Source organism: Pseudoalteromonas sp. SR41-4, from assembly GCF_014163985.1.
GTDB lineage: Bacteria > Pseudomonadota > Gammaproteobacteria > Enterobacterales > Alteromonadaceae > Pseudoalteromonas > Pseudoalteromonas rhizosphaerae.
The window spans coordinates 150,719-170,587 of sequence record NZ_JACJEI010000002.1 but is presented as its reverse complement, the minus strand read 5'-3'; the positions used below and the strand labels follow the sequence as shown (position 1 = coordinate 170,587).

General features: G+C 41.6%; 10 protein-coding genes and 1 pseudogene. 2 read left to right on the top strand and 9 right to left on the bottom strand.

Going from position 1 to position 19,869, the window contains the following annotated elements:
* From rbbA to H5180_RS02380, 3 genes and pseudogenes are all read right to left on the bottom strand, one after another.
* A pseudogene (gene rbbA, locus H5180_RS02390) lies at positions 1-2,802 on the bottom strand (ribosome-associated ATPase/putative transporter RbbA).
* Positions 2,802-3,806, bottom strand: a complete 1,005-nt coding sequence (locus tag H5180_RS02385) for an HlyD family secretion protein (RefSeq protein WP_182757606.1) — start codon at positions 3,804-3,806, stop codon at positions 2,802-2,804. Before H5180_RS02385 ends, rbbA begins: the two are co-directional and overlap by 1 nt.
* A gap of 355 nt (positions 3,807-4,161) precedes the next feature.
* Positions 4,162-5,166 carry an endonuclease/exonuclease/phosphatase family protein gene (locus H5180_RS02380; RefSeq protein ID WP_182757605.1) on the bottom strand — a complete coding sequence of 335 codons (1,005 nt, stop codon included), beginning with the start codon at positions 5,164-5,166 and terminating at the stop codon, positions 4,162-4,164.
* Positions 5,167-5,400: 234 nt separating this feature from the next.
* On the opposite strand from H5180_RS02380, the gene H5180_RS02375 reads away from it, so the two are divergent.
* Positions 5,401-6,663 (top strand): valine--pyruvate transaminase, encoded by a 1,263-nt coding sequence (locus H5180_RS02375; protein ID WP_182757604.1) that lies wholly within the window; start codon positions 5,401-5,403, stop codon positions 6,661-6,663.
* Positions 6,664-7,072: 409 nt separating this feature from the next.
* Complete coding sequence (locus tag H5180_RS02370; protein ID WP_182757603.1) at positions 7,073-8,272, top strand: Nramp family divalent metal transporter; 1,200 nt, start codon at positions 7,073-7,075, stop codon at positions 8,270-8,272.
* 25 nt (positions 8,273-8,297) lie between these two features.
* Here H5180_RS02370 and H5180_RS02365 read toward each other — a convergent pair whose 3' ends face one another.
* The 6 genes from H5180_RS02365 to recC all read right to left on the bottom strand — a co-directional run bounded on the left by H5180_RS02365 (position 8,298) and on the right by recC (position 19,733).
* Positions 8,298-8,702, bottom strand: coding sequence for an MAPEG family protein (locus H5180_RS02365; protein WP_182757602.1), 405 nt, complete (start codon positions 8,700-8,702; stop codon positions 8,298-8,300).
* Positions 8,703-8,817: 115 nt separating this feature from the next.
* Positions 8,818-9,681, bottom strand: coding sequence for a PhzF family phenazine biosynthesis protein (locus tag H5180_RS02360; protein ID WP_182757601.1), 864 nt, complete (start codon positions 9,679-9,681; stop codon positions 8,818-8,820).
* A gap of 164 nt (positions 9,682-9,845) precedes the next feature.
* Positions 9,846-10,712 (bottom strand): CARB/PSE/RTG family carbenicillin-hydrolyzing class A beta-lactamase, encoded by an 867-nt coding sequence (gene blaCARB / locus H5180_RS02355; protein ID WP_145233110.1) that lies wholly within the window; start codon positions 10,710-10,712, stop codon positions 9,846-9,848.
* Positions 10,713-10,847: 135 nt separating this feature from the next.
* Positions 10,848-12,821, bottom strand: a complete 1,974-nt coding sequence (recD, locus tag H5180_RS02350) for an exodeoxyribonuclease V subunit alpha (protein ID WP_182734284.1) — start codon at positions 12,819-12,821, stop codon at positions 10,848-10,850.
* Positions 12,818-16,438: an exodeoxyribonuclease V subunit beta gene (recB, locus tag H5180_RS02345; RefSeq protein ID WP_182757600.1), complete on the bottom strand. Its 3,621-nt coding sequence runs from the start codon at positions 16,436-16,438 to the stop codon at positions 12,818-12,820. Before recB ends, recD begins: the two co-directional genes overlap by 4 nt.
* Entirely contained in the window at positions 16,425-19,733 is a 3,309-nt protein-coding gene (gene recC, locus H5180_RS02340; protein WP_182757599.1) for an exodeoxyribonuclease V subunit gamma, read from the bottom strand. The genes recB and recC overlap by 14 nt, the downstream gene beginning before the upstream one ends.
* Positions 19,734-19,869 lie beyond the last annotated feature (136 nt).

The window sequence follows — 19,869 nt, the reverse complement described above, 5'->3', positions numbered from 1 at the left end:
CTATTTGTCCTGCTTTGGAAGTAAAAATACACTGGCCAGAGTCAGCACAGGTATAAAAGCGAATAAAGGCAGTAGCTGGGCTGATAAATCAGAAAAATTAAGCGCTTTATTAAAGACCCCCCGACACGCCTCTAAAAAGTAGGTGGTCGGAAACAGTTTGCCAATAATAGCGCCAAACCCTTCTAAGGAAGAAACAGGGTCAATTAGCCCACAAAAGTTAACGGCAATCATCAACACAACCACCGTAGTGGCTGCCAATGCTGAAATTTGTGTTTTTGTAAAAGCCGAAATTAACAGCCCAACTCCGGTAGTCGCTGTAACGTATAATAATGCAGCCAAACTAAGCGCCCAAAAGCTGCCTTTTAGCGCCACACCAAACACGGTAATAGCAAGTGCGACTAAACCAAAAAAGCTGATCATACTCACTAAAATGTAAGGCAGCTGTTTGCCAATAATAAATTCCAGCCGGTTAACCGGTGTTACATATAAGTTTATGATTGAACCCAACTCTTTTTCCCGCACTACGCCAAGCGCCATCAATATCGCAGGAATAAATACCAATAGCAGTGGAATAACCGCCGGCACCATGGCCTCAATGCTTTTAAAATCTTGGTTATAACGATAGCGAGATTCAATATTAGCTGGCACTAAATTGGGTACCTGTGCGTAAGTGCGCAAAGATAAGTTGGTTAAATAGCTATAATACACGCCGCTCATATAACCATTAATCGTTTCTGCCCTAAACGGCATAGAACCATCAATCCACACTACAATTTCAGGTTTACGGCCGCGTTTAAATTGCTGAGCAAAGTTAGGTGGAATTTCAACGGCCACGCTTAACTCGCCACTGCGCATTCGTTTATCAAGTTCTTGCGGGCTTTTAATATCTGCTTTTTGAATAAAGTAACGTGAACCTGCCATATTTTGAATGTAGTTGCGGCTCTCGGGCGATTGGTCTTGATCTAGTACCGCAAAGCTTAAATCTTCAACATCAAATGTAATGCCGTAACCTAAAATAAACAGCAAAATTATCGAGCCCAGTAAAGCAAACGTTAGGCGAATAGGATCGCGCCATAACTCTAGCGTTTCGCGATGCGCATAACCAAATAGCCGCAACAAACTAAATGTGGGGTTAGTGTTATTTTTACGAGTAGCGGGCGCTTTAGCCAATACTTTGGGTTTATCAGTTATCGATGCTTGTAACGCCGAGCTTGCTCCGGCTGCATTTACTGCTTCTTCTAAATATGCAATAAAAGCAGCTTCTAATGTGTCGGTATTACGCGCTCGGCACAGTGCAGCTGGCGTATCGCTGGCAAGTATTTTACCTGCATGCATTAACGAAATTCTATCGCAACGAGCCGCTTCATCCATAAAGTGAGTCGAAATAAAAATAGTCACGCCTTGTTCGCGCGAAAGCTCAATGAGTAGCTGCCAAAAGTCATCCCTTGCAACGGGGTCTACACCCGATGTGGGCTCATCAAGTATGAGCATTTCAGGGCTATGTACTACCGCAACAGCAAGCGATAAACGCTGGCGAATACCTAGGGGCAAATCGGTAGGAAAATCGTCACTGTATTTTTTAAGGTTAAACCGAGTAATTAAATCTTTAACGCGCGGCTCTATTTTCTCTGCGGGTAAGTGAAATAAACGAGCATGTAATACCAAGTTTTGCTTCACTGTAAGCTCGTTATAAAGCGAAAACGCTTGCGACATAAAACCAACGCGTTTGCGGCTTTCGATGTTATTGGCATCGACCTTTTCACCAAACAATTTTGCTTCGCCACTGGTTGCCGGTTGTAACCCGGTAAGCATTTTCATTGTGGTAGTTTTTCCACAGCCATTTGAGCCTAAAAAGCCAAAAATTTCACCTTGTTCAATACTTAAACTCACGTTGTTAACAGCGGTAAAATCACCAAATGTTTTACATAATCCATTTGCTTATATAGCGAACTGGGTTGTGTTTAAGTCTTGTTTACGAGGTGGCACAACTAACCGCTGATGATCATGACGTTTTTCTTCAGGAAGTAATGCTATAAACGCTTCATCAAGCGATTCTTTATTAGTTTGCATTTTTAGGTTTTGTGGGCTGCCCGTACCGATTACTTTCCCACCGTCCATAGCGACTAGCCAATCAAAATCATCGGCTTCTTCCATGTAGGCGGTCGCAACCAGTACGCTCATCGGTGTATTTTCAGCGCGAATACTGTTTATTAATTGCCAAAATTGACGACGCGATAGCGGATCAACTCCGGTTGTTGGCTCATCTAAAATCAATAATTGAGGGTCATGGATCAGTGCGCAGCACAAACCGAGTTTTTGTTTCATCCCGCCAGATAGCTTTTCTGCGGGGCGATCGGCAAATGCCTCTAAGCCTGTACTTTTTAAAAGGTTATTAATTCGTTGTTTGCGCTCTGCTTTATTTTGAGAAAAAAGGCGACCAAAAAAATCTATATTTTCAAACACAGAAAGTGTTGGGTACACATTTTTGCCAAGCCCTTGAGGCATGTAAGCAATGCGTGGCGACACCGAATTACGAAAACTACTACTACGCATATTGCCGTTTAATACCTCAACCTCCCCCTCTTGAATCGCCCTTGCCCCCGCTATAAGTGCCAATAAGCTTGATTTTCCTACGCCATCAGGGCCTATAAACCCAACCATTTTCCCGGCAGGTAATGAAATGCTAATGTTGTCCAGCACGCGATTATTAGCATAGCGATGACTCACCTTAGTAAGCGTAACTACACTTTCAAGAGGTGGCTGTTGCGCGTTTTTATCAGTGTTATTATTAGCGTTATCCATTATTCAGGTACTCGTACCTGTAACGACGTAGGCCAATTTTTTTCAGGTGCTAACAACACATAAGCAAGCCCTGGCACCCCTGTTTTTACTTGTTTGATATGATCTTTTAATAACTGCGAGTCGAGCTTTACCTTAACTCTAAACATCAGTTTATCGCGCTCGTTTCGGGTTTCTACCGATTTAGGGGTAAATTGCGCCTGTGCAGACACAAACGTCACTTTAGCCGGCAATGTATACTCGGCAACAGCATCAATAACAATGCGCGCTTGTGAGCCTATTGTTACCTTGCCCGCTTGCGCGGTTGGTAAATATATACTCATATAAACATCGGTTAAATCCAATAACGATAAAACCTTACCACCACTGCCAAGCACTTCGCCAGGCTCAGCTAATCGATACAATATGCGTCCATTGATTGGTGCTGTGAGCGTGCTGTCGGCTATGTTGCTTTGTAATCGCTCAATACGTGCCTGCGCTGCTTCTATTTCAGCATCCGACTGCACAACTTTTACGTTTGCCGCGGTTAAAGCAGCTTGCGCAATAGCAGAGGTGGTTCGTTGTTGATCAACCGCTTCTTTTGAAATATGGCCTTTTTCTAATAATTTTGCAGAGCGGCGCAATTCAGTTTGTGCAAAATTAAGCTCACTTTTATGCTGCTCTACAATCGCTAATGCGTATTTACGAGACTCATTAGCAACACGAAGCCCCGCCTCAGCTTCACGTAACTGTGCATTTAAATCATCAGTATCAATAACCGCTAACGTTTGACCCGCTTTGACCATATCGCCTTCTTGCACCATAACATCAACTAAGCGGCCCGGTAATTTTGTAGCAATATCGTACTCGGTCGCTTCAATTCGCCCATTTCCATAGGCAACACTGTCAGGGAGTTGTTCAGCAAATGATGTAGGTTGCAAGGTTTGCCAAGCATACCAGCCAGCCCCCCCCACAATGACCAATACAGCGAGCTTACTCAAAGATTTGAACGTTGATTTAATTGTCATATGCTAAAACTCCATGTATTAAAAAAGTAATGTAAGTGGGGGTAGTCAAGGTAAAAATTTTTAGGATACAGCACGCTATTTGTTATATGAAAGCAACCCTGCTTTGTAAGTACAACAAGGGTAGTTGTAATTAGCGATTTAAACGAACTTAAAAATCCAGCTTCACTAATCTACCACCCTCACCGTTAATAAAGATGATGTGGATCAATATAAATTAGAGTTAATGCACTAATTATTAGTGATTTTTTAAAACAGCAGGATAAAAGAAAGGGAAAACATCAAGGCACCTACTGAGCGCCTTAATATTAATTATGTCAGCGGCAGATTAGCTTACAATTTATAGTAACAAAACCCGCTACGACCTTAATGCTAAGCTAATCAATACCACGCCATGATCGGTGCTTAAATCATCACGCTCAAATTCAGGGTTAATTAAATGACGATCGTAAGTATGGTACTGGCTCACCTCAAAAAAGCTTTCGTCGTAACTTGAGTCAAACTCGCAAGATAACAAAATATAGTCAAGCACTGAGCTGCTCGCGCCAAAATAATGGGTAGGCTTTCGCTTTAAATCCACTGTATTTTGATTAGCCAAATTTAATTGCGACTTTGCAAATAACTGCCATGCGTCGTTAAGGCAATATTTTGCAAGGTAAGTGTTACTGTCAAACGCAGGGGCAAAGCGCAGTGTATTTGTTAGTAAATGGCTTAAAACGCCATCGGCTAGGTCGTTATTAAAATCGCCCATTAAAACCATTGGGTTGTGTGTAGATTCGCGGCGCGCAATGATGTCCATCATCAGTAATGTGGCTTCACTGCCGCGCTGAATAGTTGAGCCCCAACTCCCTGCTATATCGGCTTTTAATAACTCAATAATGTTTTTTTCGGGTGTGAGGTCTTTGTTTTGCTCATCGAGCTCTATCATTGAGCGCTTAGACTTAAAATGCACCACATAACAATCCGTGTTGCCGATATGCGGTAAAGTTATTGTAGCTCTAAGCACCTTTCGGCTAAATGTAAAATCATCAGTTAAACCAAGGGTTTTAGCAAGCTCATGGTCATGCTCAACAGTTGCCACTTCAACGATTGGGTATTTAGCAGCAAGTGCTACTACAGGTCGTTTGTAAATAAAGTCGTCGATTACCTGAGGCTCATCTACCACGGCAAAGTACTCATAGCCTTGCTCTTTAACTAATTCTTTAAGCGACTCAATACTAAATACTTCTTGAAAGCCAATCATATCAGGCTGATGCTCGGTTAAGTAATTTACAAGCCAACGCTGCTTTTTAGCCCACTGCTCAGCGGTGTATATGCGTTCAAATTCATAATAGGCATTAGGCGGCTCAAGGTAATTAAACAAATTAAAAGTGGCAATTTTAAGAATCGTATCAGTAATAACCGAATCGTCTGCTGTGGTGTTTAAAAGTGTTTTAGTGTGTGATTCAAGGTTGCTGATAAGGCTGCCCTACTTAAAATATGAAAAACGATTATAGCGGGTTATGGCTATATTAATCTAAGCGGTGAAAATTTTTCAATATCAAATTCATAGTGTTAATTTACACTAACTTATCATTTTTTAAGGCACACGGTCATTATGGATTACTCAAACTTCGGCACTAAATTTACTCAACCTAATGGTATTACTCAGTTAATGGAAGATTTAGGCGATGCTAAAAACAGTAACAATCCAAATATTGTTATGCTCGGTGGTGGTAATCCGGCCTTAGTGCCTGTGGTTAATGATGTTTTTATCAATGAGTTACAAAAGCTTGTTGCTAATAATACACTTTCCAACGTATTTGGACTTTACGATGGCCCTGCGGGTAATGATGCATTTCGTGCAGCTCTGGCCAAGCAACTAAAAAGTGAATACTCATGGGATTTAACCGCAAATAATATAGCGCTTGGTAATGGCAGCCAAGCCAATTTTTTTGTGTTATTTAATCTGTTAGCTGGCAGTATGCCTGATGGTAGCCATAAAAAGGTTTTATTTCCGCTGGCACCTGAATATGTAGGCTATGCAGATCAAGGCTTAACTAACGATATGTTTGTAGCAATAAAGCCCGATATCGAAATTTTAAATACTGAAAGTGGCTCAAACCAATTTAAATATATCATTGACTTTAAAGCTGTTGAGCAAGTATTAGCAAGCGACAGCAGCATTAGCGCACTGTGTGTGTCTCGCCCTACTAACCCTACAGGCAATGTCATTACTGATGAAGAAGTACATCATCTCGATTTATTGGCTAAGCAATATAATATCCCACTGATCATTGATAACGCCTACGGCGACCCATTCCCTGGGTGTATTTATACCGACGCAAACTTAATCTGGAACTCAAACATTATTTTATGCATGTCGCTTTCAAAGCTTGGCCTACCGGGTTTGCGAACCGGTATTGTAGTAGCTAACAATGACATAATTAAAGCCATTGGCCGTGTAAATGGCAGTATGGTTTTATCGCCAAACAGTTTTGGCCCAAGTTTAGTAACGCGCCTAATTAATGAGGATGAACTCCTCCCGCTGTGTAAAAATTCAGTGCTGCCTTTTTATCGAGAAAAAGCACAAACAGCAATGAACTTGTTTGATGAAATATTTGCCCACCTCCCCGTTTACTTGCACAAAGTAGAAGGCGCATTTTTTATGTGGCTGTGGTTTAAAGAGGCAAAAATAACCAGCGAACAACTTTACCAAAAGCTCAAAGAGCAGGACGTTTATATTATTCCCGGGCATAATTTTTTTATTGGTATTGATGATGCTTGGGCACACAAACACCAGTGCATTCGCATTAATTATGCAACCGATGCCAGCACTTTGCGAAAAGGCTTAGAGGCTATTAAAGCCGTGATGGCATGAATGGGGGTGATATTGTGTAGAGCATTCGAACCCTTTGCTTGAATAAAATGCGTGAAAAGTGTTTATAGTGCCTATAGTTATTGGCATAAACCTGTGAACAATTTAAGGTTATTCAGTCATTCTCTAAGTCGTTAAATAAGCCCTAAACTGAGGTAAGCGGTTATTACTGTTATTTATTGATTGTATTAATTTTGTGCAAACGAGCCACACCCCCTTTAAATTTATATATAAGTTGGTATGCTACGCGACCTTTTTTAACATATGATTATCATCAAAAAAGGGTTTGCCAAGGGGCGGCTATCGCTGCAAGGCACTTAATATAAGTGGCAGCAATAATACAGGCATCGCGTTATAAAACGTTAGATGTAACTTTAAATAGCAATATGCAAAAGTACTATTAAGGTCAATTATGCGATTAGGACCAGGACTACTCGTCACCGCTGCCTTCATTGGACCAGGGACTATTACGACTGCCAGCGTGGCAGGTGCAAACTTTGGTTTTGCACTAATATGGACATTACTGTTTTCAGTAATTGCCACCATATTATTACAATCTATGGCGGCGCGCCTTGGCGTAGCCACCGGGCAAGATTTAGCGCAAGCGCTAAGAGCCCACATTGAAACGCCCCTATTTAAATCTCTCGCTATATTTTTAGTGATCAGCGCCATTGGAGTAGGCAGTGCCGCCTATGAAGCTGGCAACCTTAGCGGTGCCAGCATGGGATTAATTGAAATATTTCCTCATGTTAATGCTCAGCTTTGGACGCCACTCATTGCATTTTTAAGTGCGGTGTTACTTTACAGCGGTAAACACAAAGTCGTTGAAAACGCGCTTATTTTATTAGTGATTTTAATGAGCCTAGTGTTTATCTCTACGTTAGTTATGGCTGCTCCCTCGCTGAGTGATGTGTTAGCAGGGTTTATTCCTAGTATGCCTGAGGGTTCAATTACCACGGTACTGGCATTAGTGGGCACCACCATAGTGCCGTATAACTTATTTTTACACTCAGGTGTTTTAGCTGCAAGGCACGACAGCAAAAGTGATAAGCAAAAAGTCATCAAGCAAACTAATGTAGATACTGGCGTATCTATCACCTTAGGTGGCGTGATCACCCTGGCTATTTTATCAACCGCGTCAGTGGCTTTTTATGGCACAGATGCAGGGCAAATTAGCGCTGCCAACATGGCGGTACAACTTGAGCCATTACTTGGCGATACTGCCCATTACTTTTTTGCTATTGGCTTATTTGCAGCAGGTTTAACCAGCGCAATTACAGCCCCTCTTGCCGGTGCGTATGCAGTATGTGGCATGTTAGGTTGGTCAAATAAAATGGATAACACTCGCTTTAAAAGTGTCGCGATTATTATTTTATTATTTGGTGCTGCCGTGGCGTCTCTGGGTTTAGACCCTGTTGCCGTGATAATTTTTGCCCAAGCCGCCAATGGCTTATTACTGCCTATTGTAACCACCTACCTAGTGTGGCTGGTTAACCAAAAAACAGTAATGGGCAAATACACCAACTCACTGCTGGTAAACTTACTTACTTTACCGGTGTTAGTGCTTATTTTTGGCCTAAGTGGTTACAAGCTTTTTAGTTTGATTTTTTGATACGTTTGCGAGTCTTTCCACCTTGTTAACTGCTCATTTTTTCAATGCTATACATCACCCACATTGCGAGTACTGCGATGAAGTTAATTGTAAAAATACTTCCTCGCAGCCTGATGTTTGAAGTGAATATTTGAACGCCACTGTGCAACACTCGCCCAGCGATAAAGACCCAAGCCAGCAAATAATAAGCTGAACTAATTGTTGAATCAGTAGAAATTAAAAGCACACAAACCAGATGAAAAAATACCGGCCACTCGAATTGGTTGCTCAAATTAGCGCTGAGTTTTGGCTGTATAGATTGAAATGGATTAGAGCCATCCGCTCTTTTACCAAGCCCCCATACACTTGGAGCTCTGGTAATAGTGAGCAAACCATATAGCACAACACACAAAATCACGTGCGCGAACATGGGCAAAAATATAGTATTCATTTCACACTGAGTCCTTTAAAGTAATCTAACCTTCGCTAAAACAAGCTTCTTCAACATAGAATAAAAACAGTCAATTGTACGCTATTGTCAATTACTAGGCTTAAGAGAGTAGCTGTTATACGGCGACTATTACTGAGCCTATACTATTGGCAAAACCACCCACCTTTACGCTGTTTATTATTGAATTGTTAGACTCAACAGATGCTGTAATTATTGAATGGCAATTCATAGCCCTACCTTGTTCAAAAACATATTCACTCCCTAACTCAGCAAGATGCTCGGTAAGGTAACATGCTAAAGCCCCACAAGAGCTTCCTGTTGCTGACTCTTCAGAAATACCAAACAAAGGAGCAAAATTACGGCAGCTGGCTGTATGATTACTTTGCACTTCACAAAGCTCAAAAACATGAAAGCCAACAAGGTTATGCTGTTTGCAAAAATCAGCGATACGTTCATCGTTTGGTTCTATTGCATCTAAATAGCCATGAGGAACAGCAATAATGACATCGGCTAGTCCTGTTGAAATAGCTTCAATAGGTAAGTTTGTGCTTTCAAGTATATTACTTTCAATACCTATCACATGGGCAATTTCTTGATATGAAAAACCAGCTATTTTTTCAGGTAATTGCTGCTCCATGACAACCTTACCATTTGGTTCAATACTCACAGATAACATGCCAGCCTTGGTGCGCTGAACATAAGTGCCCGCAGTAAGCATACCTTCTTGGAACATAGTAGAAAAAGTAGCTAGCGTAGCATGACCACAAAAATCAACTTCTGCTGTTGTAGTAAAAAAAGACACCTCAAAATCAGCTTCATTATCACTAGCAACAAAAGCCGTTTCTGAATACCCGACAACTTGAGCAATTTTTAATTTTTGAGCATCTGTGAGCCTGTCAGCATTAAAAACAACGCCTGCAGGGTTGCCACCTTTGCCATTTACTGTAAACGCGTTTACCAAAGCAACTTCAATATCCACCTGTACCAACTCCCTCTATAACGAGCCTTAAGAGTGACTCGTTTTATTTATCTTTTAATCCATCAACCATAGCCGAGTTGCTATTTTGATTCAATGGTTTAGCTGTTCTGGCAGGATCATCAGACTTTACTCTTTATCCATGAAAGACCTCAACGTTAGCTTTATCAACGAGACTGCGATGTATAAACTTTAAAAATGGAGTTCCCTAGTTTAGCGATCACCTCATTGCGTTCTTTCATTGAGACCTCAGTTTGCGCTATGTAGATGCTAATTATGATCGGTGATTGATGTTCACTCCATACTACAGCTGTAATGCTTCGAGCACCAAAGCCACCAGCCCCGGAACGATCGGCTATGTTCCAACCTTCAGGCAACACTGAGCGCAACAAGTTACCAGTTACTTGGTTATTGACCATCCATGTTTTTAACTTTTCTTGGCTCATTGGAGAAAGTGTTGAGCCGAATAATAGCTCATTTAAAGTGTTTGCTATTGATTTAGGAGTCGTTGTATCCCTTAAGTCTCCTGGTATTCCTTCATTTAAATCGGGCTCAAAACGGTCTAAGCGAGTTTTTTCATCCCCTGTGTGCCTTACAAAATCAGTTATGCTTTCTGTGCCCCCTACTGCATTTATGATGATGTTTGCCGCGGTATTATCACTTGTTTTCATGGTTGCAGAGCACACATCATCGAGGGTTATTGCTTGTCCTACATACTTTTCTATAACCGGAGAATACGTCACAAGATCTGTCTTTTTAATTTTGACTGTACTATTAAGATTAATATCCCCTTGCTCAGAGTCATACAATAACTTTGCACAAGCAATTGTTTTAAAAGTACTTGTCAAAGGGAAGCGTTCATCACCTTTGTAATCCCAGTATTCTCCATTTTTAGTATCAAGAACCGTTACCCCTATCCGGCCCGAAAGCGTCACTTCGATTAACCTAGCTTCTTGCTCCACTTGTTGAAATTTTGGGCTATGTGAAAATGCCACAAATGGTATTAAAAGCAAAATAACCAATAAAGAATTCATCTATTTAATCCCATGATTCTGATTAACCAGCATTTTATATCAAAACATCTGTGACAACAAAAAAGCTAAAGCTTGACCTACATGATAAATTTAATGGGGTCAGATCAAGCAGCTTAAAACTTAAAGCTTTCCCTTTCAAAGCTCCACCAACCTCTCATACAATCCTGATGCCCTGCTGACTGATTTATTCATTGCCATTAACAACACTTTTTTATCAGCCACCAGCTCGAAAGTGTTTTTAGCGCGGGTAATGCCGGTGTAGACTAACTGGCGGTTGATGCCGGCAGTTGCTTGGTTTTGTGGTGGCAGTACCATAGCCGTATAGGCAAACTCGGAGCCTTGTGATTTATGAATAGTCATTACATAAACTGTGTCATGGGCTGGTAGTCTGGCTGGTGAAAATGCCCGTTGATTGCCCTGCTCGTCAATAAATATGGCTTTGAGCTGAGCACTGTCGTCGTGCATTAAAATCCCAATATCTCCATTAAATAGTTTTAGCTGATAATCGTTTTGCGCAATCATAATCGGCATGCCCAAATAATGCCGCTGATTTGAGTTTACATTAATCAATCCTTGCTGGCTTAATTGCGTTTCAATGCGTTTATTTAAACTATGAACGCCATAATCGCCTTCGCGTACTGCGGCTAACAACTGGTAACTGGCAAAAGCTTTATGTATGTCTTGTACGCTCGCGTGTTGTTTAATTAAATTAAGATACTGAGCGTATTTACTGGCGGCGCTTTGTACTAGTTTATCAATCGGTTTACTTACAATGTCATAGTCTAAAATAACGTCTTTAAATTGGCCGCTGCTCAGCTCTTGCTCTACATAATTGAGCTTGCCGCTGTTATTGGTATTAACCGCTAATGCTAATTGACCTATGCCGCTGTCGGCTGTGAAACGGTAACTGTGCTGTAAAAACGCGATACAGTCGGCCAGTTTGAATTGACTATTACCTGCGACTAATTTGCGCTGGTTATTAAAGCATAAGCTGTTTAGTTCAGCGCAACGCGCCTCTGAATAACTTGGTGTTTGGCCAAGCACTAAACCTTGGCATAAATCGCTCATTACACTGCCGGTATCAACCGAGGCAAGCTGGTCTTTGTCACCGAGTAATATAAGTCGCGCATGCTCTGGTAAGGCCTCAATTAGTTTAGCCATCAGCGATAAATCAACCATCGACGCTTCATCAATGATCAATACATCTAAATGCAATGGATTACTGCGGTTATGCCTAAACTTATTAGTAAACGGTTTTACCCCCAGTAACCGGTGAATCGTTTGCGCGCTTTCTGGGATCAGCGGCGTAATAGCAGCGCTTATTTTATCTTTTAACTGTTGTTTTGCCCCAAGGATTGATTCACTTAATCGCGCAGCGGCTTTGCCTGTCGGTGCCACCAACTTAATACTCAGTGGGGCATTTTGATAAAGCGATTGTAAAATTGCTAGTAGCTTAGTCACGGTCGTGGTTTTACCTGTTCCTGGGCCACCGGTAATAACGCTAAAGCCTTTGGTTGCTGCCATCGCACAGGCAACCTTTTGCCAATCGAGCCCTTGCTCTGGTGCATCTTGTTCGGGGAAATAGTCACAAAGTAACTGAGTTAACTTATCGCTATCAATATCGAGCTTACGCTCACTCATTAACAACAATCGTGATGCCAGTGTTTGCTCATAACCGCTTAGACGTGCAAAATAAAGTCGTTGTTCAAGTAACTGTAACGGTTTAGTCTCCCCGACACTAGGATGGTTTTGCAAGCAATTAATTGCCTCTGCGGTGGTAAATGTGTCGCTAAACGGGCTGAGTGTGTCAGGAATTATGCCCGCTAGTTTGGTAAAATCACTTTGGCGTAAATTAAACGGATTACGCCAATCTACCTGCGCTAAATCTAAACAGCTGTGCTGACTTTGCTGCGATAAACAAAGTAATAAAAGCAGTGAATAAACGTCGTTTGGTTGTTGAGTTTGCTCACTGCTACACAGTAATTCTGCCAGTTTTATATCAACCATTCGTAGCCGGTTTTCGCTAAGTAGGTAATCAAATAATGGCACTATTTGTACGTCGTTCGTCGCTGCTGTTGCAATGGCTGTATTGGTATCTAACACGCTCATAGCATTGCTCCTTGGCTATTTTCGGTTGCCTCATCTATGCTTTGGGCAACCCTGCCTTGACTAAAAAGCCCATCTAAAATAATAACTTGCTCGGCGGTCAACTTTTTAAAGTACACACCTTTTCCATCTGCCATACCACGTAAAAAGGTGTAATATACGCCACCTAAATGCTGCTCAATGCTGTAATTGTTGATCCGTTGTTTTAATAACCGATGCAATGCCACGGTGTAAATTAGATACTGTAAATGGTACTGGTGGCTACTCATAGCTTGCTCTAAATGCTCTTGCTCATAATCAGTTGGCTGATTGCCTAAAAAGTTAGACTTATAATCCAAAATAAAATACTGCTCGTTATGACAAAATATTAAATCGACAAACCCTTTTAATAAGCCTTTTACATCATAAAAATCGAGCCTACTTTGATTAAAACCAAAGTGCTTAATCAATGTTTCATTCAAGCCTTTTGCCGTTAAACTGGTAATTGGCAGATTAAACTCCATTTCAACCAAACAATCCCGTGGCGTTAATTTACTTAAACTTAAACCGTTTTCATTCAATGGGCAGTTTAACGCGGCAAGCACCCATTGCTCAGTTGTTTCTTGCCATTGCTCACTAATATGGTATTTGTTCAAGCTACGCTCAACTACCACGCTTAGGTTTTGCTCATGGTTTGTGGGGTGCTGCTCTGGGCTGGTGAAATCCAGTTGTTCAAAAATCTCGTGTAAACAACTACCCGGTTTTGCCCCCTTGGGAAAGCTATAAGGTGAGCGAATATCGTCTTGTTGCGTGGCAAACTCATCTTTTTGATGATCTTCGTCGCTGCGCCCAGGTTCTAAATGCTCGCTATGACTTTTAAAACTCAGCGCACTAAAACTGGTGGTGCGCCAATCACGTTCAATTTTAACTTTAACCTTATTAACACTCACACTGTGACTTTGTGCTTGGCTTGATTGCAGTGATAATGCACCCTGCTGAAATAACTCTTCGCTAGTAAACTGTTGATAGCTCATGGCTGGTTTGTCAGCACAAAACTCTTGTAAATACGTGCGCCACACTAAACTACTGGTGATATCAAGTCCTGCAAATAATACATGCCCTAAGGAGCTACTTTGAATTGCCAACCGACTACTTTGTCCTTGGCCTAGGTTATACATACCAATTGCGCAGTAATGAACGGCGCGAGTGAGTGCAACATACAATAACCGTAAATCTTCAGCTAGGCGTTCTTGCTCCGCTTTTTGTAACGCATCGTCATTTTTACTGAGATCGTAAATCAGCTGGCCATCTTGATGATACAACGCATCTTTCGTTTCACGATACCCGCTGGCAAATGGCATAAATACCAGCGGGTATTCAAGCCCTTTTGAAGCATGCATAGTGACTATCTTTACCAAATTGGCATCACTCTCAAGGCGTACTTGCACGGTTTCACCATCTTGTTGACTTACTTGCTGCGCAAACCAACGTAATAACCGTAAAGTACCCTCTAGCTCGATTTGTTTTTGCTGTAGGATCTCGCCTAAATGACGAAAATCGGTCAGCCAACGTTCAACGTTGTAACCCAACCCTTGCCATTTCGCGCTTAATTGATTGTGACTGAGTAAGTGCTCAAGCATTGCCATAGCACCTTGTTTGTACCAAATAGAGCTCAGGTAAACAAAAAAGTTAAGATGCTCTTGCCACTGTGCTTCATCATCAGCCAAGGCATAAATGTCATTATAACTTAAGCAAAATAGTGGCCCAGCTAACACGCCGCGCAACAGTGATTCGTTGTATTGGCCATGTAAAGCCGATAAAAAATTAAGTAAATGATGGCTCAGCTCTTGGCTAAATACACTCTCACGGGATAAGTACACGCTCGCAATTTTGGCATCACTGAGGGCTTTTTTCATAATTTGCGCTTCAACCCGATCACGCACCAAAATACAAATATCTGCCGCCGTGACTGGCTTATTCGCAATACACGCACGCCCTTGCTGTGCTTGCTCAAGTAAGGTCACTATTTTATTGGCAAAATAGCTAGCTAAATGTTGCTGGCCAATGCCTTTATTAGTTGGTTTATTTTTTTCATCTGCGGCGCTATCTGCAAACACACAAAACTCAAAGGCGGTGGCAGGTTGGCCATCAATTAAAAACGATTTATCGGCTTTTTTACCTTGTGCCGCCACGCGATTAAACGGGATCGCATCGTTATAAATAAAGCTGTTATCGTGTTTACTAAACAGTGCATTGACGCTTGCAACCACATCGCTACTGGAACGAAAGTTAGTACCAAGGGTAAATTGCTGCTCCTTTGCCACTTCGTGTTTAGCACCAATGTACGTAAAAATATCCGCGCCCCTAAAACCGTAAATAGCTTGTTTAGGGTCGCCTATCATGGCAAGCGTGGTTTTTTCTTGGCTATAAATTTTACTAAAAATACCGTACTGAATGGGATCAGTATCTTGAAACTCATCAATCATCGCTACCGGGAACAACTGCGCTATTTTTTCTGCCAGTGCTGCGCCTTGCTCTGTATTGAGTGCACTGTGCAAATTAGTTAATAAATCATCAGGAGTTATAACGCTTTGCTCTTGCTTGCGTTTTACAATGGCTTGTTTAACCCAACTTGCCGCATGTTGCACAATAGCAATTGCCAAGCCTTGATTAACGGTGTTAACAAGCTTCGCCATTTCATCAAACTGGCTAAGCATTACATGACTAAACAAAGGCTGATTTTTTTTATAATTAGCTTCGTCACTGAGGTTTTCAGTACTCCATATTTCATAAGAGTACTTGTTTGTACCAAACTCAAAAAACAGCTCATCACCTTTACAAAATGCCTCAAGCGCTGCAAGGCTACCTTTACGTGCAGGTGTTTTGGCACCACTTAAGCCAGAGCTTTTTACAGCTGCAATAAATTCGCTATCAAGGCAGGCTTTTTTAAAGCTCGCGACTTTACCAAGATATAGCTCGCGTGCTTGCCACACATCATCTAGTTTTATTTGCGGAGTAACCAGCGCATTGCCTTTATTAAGTATGTTCGCCACTTTACTAAATAACGCTTCAGGGGCAGCAAATACCTCTAAAATTGCATCAGTTTTTTCTTTATTGAGTGGATATACAAACACTCGCCAAAAATCTTTAATGGTTTCAAGCAAGATCTCCCGTTGATCTAAAATAAACTCCAAATTAAACGCCACACCAGACTCAAACGCATGCTGTTTTAACATTCGTTGGCAAAAACCATGAATGGTGAATATTGCTGCTTCATCCATCGATTTAGCGGCGGCATCGAGCAAATCAAATGCACGGTGTTTATCATCGATTGTGGCGATCACAGCATTGATCAGCTCATCCTCTGTTGCTTGGCCAAGCAGTGCATCACGTGCTGCTATAATACGAGTGCGCACACGGTCTTTAATTTCTTGGGTGGCGGCATCGGTAAACGTAACGACCAATATTTGTTCAACACTCAACGGAGTATTTACGGGCGATGAGTGTTGTTGCGCGATTTGCATGCCGAGTAAATAACGTAAATATAAACCTGTAATAGTATAAGTTTTACCGGTGCCTGCACTGGCTTCAATGAGACTTTGCCCAATAAGAGGCATGGTAAGTGGATTAAGCGCTTGCATGGTCACTCTCCTTTGCATGTGCAAATAACGGCGCAAGTAGCATATCGCTCCAGCGTATAAATTCCTCTTGGCACTCATTCAACGATTGCGTTGTTAAGCGAATATAGGGGTTCTCGCCCTCGCCTCGGCCAATATATTGTGGGCTAAATTTGCTCATTGCTTTGCCAATATCGCCACCACTTTTTACGTACTCATAGCCACTCACAGGAAAAAACGCTACGGGTTCTTTAAGTAGCGCGTTATATAAAGTAAACCAATCTTGCAACAGTGCTTGGGCATCTGCTTTATCCAAAGCTGCAAAAGTGATTTGTTTATCAAGCCCAAGTAATACAGTTTCTACATGTTGATCCACGCACTGCGCAACAAGGTGATATATAAAGCCCTTGATGAGATCTTTTGCCTTGATACTGGCACTGCGATAAAACACTTGTTTGTGCTGATAAAGATGATTTAACCAGCCTTCAAGCTCAGTACTGTTGTTATCACTGTGAAGTGTTAGCGCAACTTCAATCGGTTCATTTTTGCCGCCCTTGATGTGCTCTTTAACTTGCCCTGCCAGTGCATCAACCCGGTGCTGCATTTTCTCAAAGATCAAATCTCCAACATGCGCCTGCGGTAACTCGCCTCGTTGCAGTATTTGCTCACGACTAAGGGGCTGCTCAAAAATAGCCGCTTCGAGTATTTCGTCGAGATAAAAATAACGCTGCAGTGCGTCTAAACTAAATGGCTCTTCATCTTTAGCTACTTCGTTAAATTGTGCTAAACGCAACCCTAAACTTTGCTGATAAAAACTCTCTTGTGCATTGCATACGCTGCGGATAAACATATCCAGCTCAAGATGTTCAGGTGCGCTGACCTCAAGCGCCGTCAGTGGCTCTGGGATTATCGCCTGAGCGGGTAACCAAATTGGATTATAACTGTGATTGGATTGCAGCGTATTAGTGGTATCTGCCTGATAATTTAGGCTATTAAAAGGCTGTAAATGCTGTTTATTGATCAAACACTCAGGCAAGGTTTGCTCACTTGGCTCAGCAAATTTGAAACTGCGGCCAATGTATTCTAGTAATTCACTCACTAAGGTTGATGGCATACGCGGTTGATTATCAAAACATGAACGGCCAATATAGCTCATGTATAAGTTATCACGGGCACTGAGCAGCGCTTCTAAAAATAAGTAACGGTCATCTAATTTGCGCGATCGGTCACCTTTTTGCTTTTTCGAATAAGGCACTAAATCAAAACCAATCGGCTGCACAGTTCGTGGGTAATCGGCATCGTTAAGCCCTAACATACACACCACTTTAAATGGCACAGCACGCATTGGCATTAGCGTACAAAAATTCACTTGGCCGACTAAAAAGCGTTGCCCTACACCTTTTTCTTGAATGCCTTGTTTAATTAAATAACTCACAATACGCTGTGACACTACTTGCGTGTAATCTCCATTATCATGGTGCTTTTGCAGCTCTTCGAGCACCTTTTGCAGTACCAGTAAATCCCAGCTATCGTCGCTTTCGCTCTCGTAAATAGCCGTTAATAGTTCACTCAGGATAAGGGTTTTATTAGTTAGCGTGTCGTCTGGGGTGAGCCTGTGTTTAAAGTGTTGCAATACATCAATAAAATGCACTAATTTATTGAGTGTATCAAGTGCCATCCCTTCCACTTCATCAGCGCTATATATGCCATTAAACGGGCATTGTTCATCACGTTGGGCAATACCTAACAATAAGCGGTTTAAGCCATGTTGCCAGGTATTTAATTCTATCGCGGGTAAATCAAAGCTATGCTTATGCTCGGCGTTTATTCCCCACTTGACGCCAACACGCTCAAGCCAATATTGAATTTGCTCATATTCGTGCGCTTCAACACTAAACTTTTCAGCTATTTGCGTCACTTGCAGTAAATCAAGGATATCTGACACACCAAAGCGCGAAAACGGCAGATCAGCTAAGCTTGCAAACGAACTCAGTACCGGTTTTTCTTGCTCAATGGCTAGATCGGCTAACGCATAGGGAATAAAACGGTTACCCTGCGCACCGCCAAATACCGCTTCGATGTAAGGGCTATAAGTGCCAACATCCGGCATCATTACTATAATATCTTTTGGGGTGAGTGCGGGGTTTTGATTAAATAAATTAAGTAAGTAATCGTGCAAACGCTCAACTTCTCTAAGTGGAGTATGGCAATCACTTAGAGCAATGCTGGTATCGGTAGTGCTTATTGCAAGCTTACCTTCATCGTTTATAAACCATTCTTTATTGTCAGTAAGGGATTCACCTTTAAACGCTAACTGGTAAATTTCGCTTTGAATTTGACCAAGTAAACTGTCGTCAAACACATCAATAAAGCCATCAATCCAGCTTGCGTCACGCTGTACCAGTTGTTCAAAGTAATCACGGCCTAATTTACCCCACGATGATAACAACGGATTACCAATAAAATAGTAGTCTTGCTCTGGCTCACTTTGCTTTTTTTGCTGCGCTTCCAGCAATGGCATTTTGGCGTATTTAGCCGTTATTTTAGCTGCAGTTTTTTCATCAATTAAATCCCCCCAATAATGTTCGCTGGGATTAAAAAAGAATAAAAACACCTCAGTTTTTTTACTTAATGCATCAAACACATCAAGTTGCGAACTGGCAATGGCTGAAATACCAAATAAACTGATCCGCTTTGGTAATAAGCTACTGTCCATTTTATCAAGCGCGGCTAATAACTGCCCTTGCATATTGGCGCGATGAAACTGACTTTGCCCAAGCACTTGACTATGCGCTACTATTTTTCGCCACAGATCAGGCTGCCACGGCGCGATACTAATATCTACATCATCTAATTTATCAGTGCCGCTGTCCCATGTGGCTATCCAGTGCGGACGGTACATTAAATATTGGTCATATACATCGGCTATTTTTTCACATAAAGCAAAGGTTTTTTGACCGTCTGTGTCACCTGCTAAGTAAGTTTTAAGGGGTAAATATAACGGTTCATCAATGCAGTTTGGTAAAATAGCAAATAATTTCCAAGCAAGATTAGGTTTATTAAACGCCGACTCTTTGGGTACATTCGGTAATAGCTGCTGGTATAACTGCCAAATGAAACTCGATGGCAATGGAAAATCTACCTGTGCTGCCACCCCCAAACTTTCACTTAAACCAATTTTCAGCCACTGCGACATACCCGGAGATTGCACCAACACCACTTCTTTATCAAACGGGCTGCTTAATGGGTTTACTTTTAAAAGCTGATGAAACTGCGCTTGCAGGGCTTCCATACGGTTAGATTGAATAATATTGAGCATAGCGACACTGTTCTTGCTTGAGATAAAAACAGTGTAAGATATTTTCAATTATAGGGGTAGCCATTGTCGCTAATTGGCATTAATAAATCAGCGAGTTAGCACAATAATTAACTCACTTTTTATACGCACAGTATAG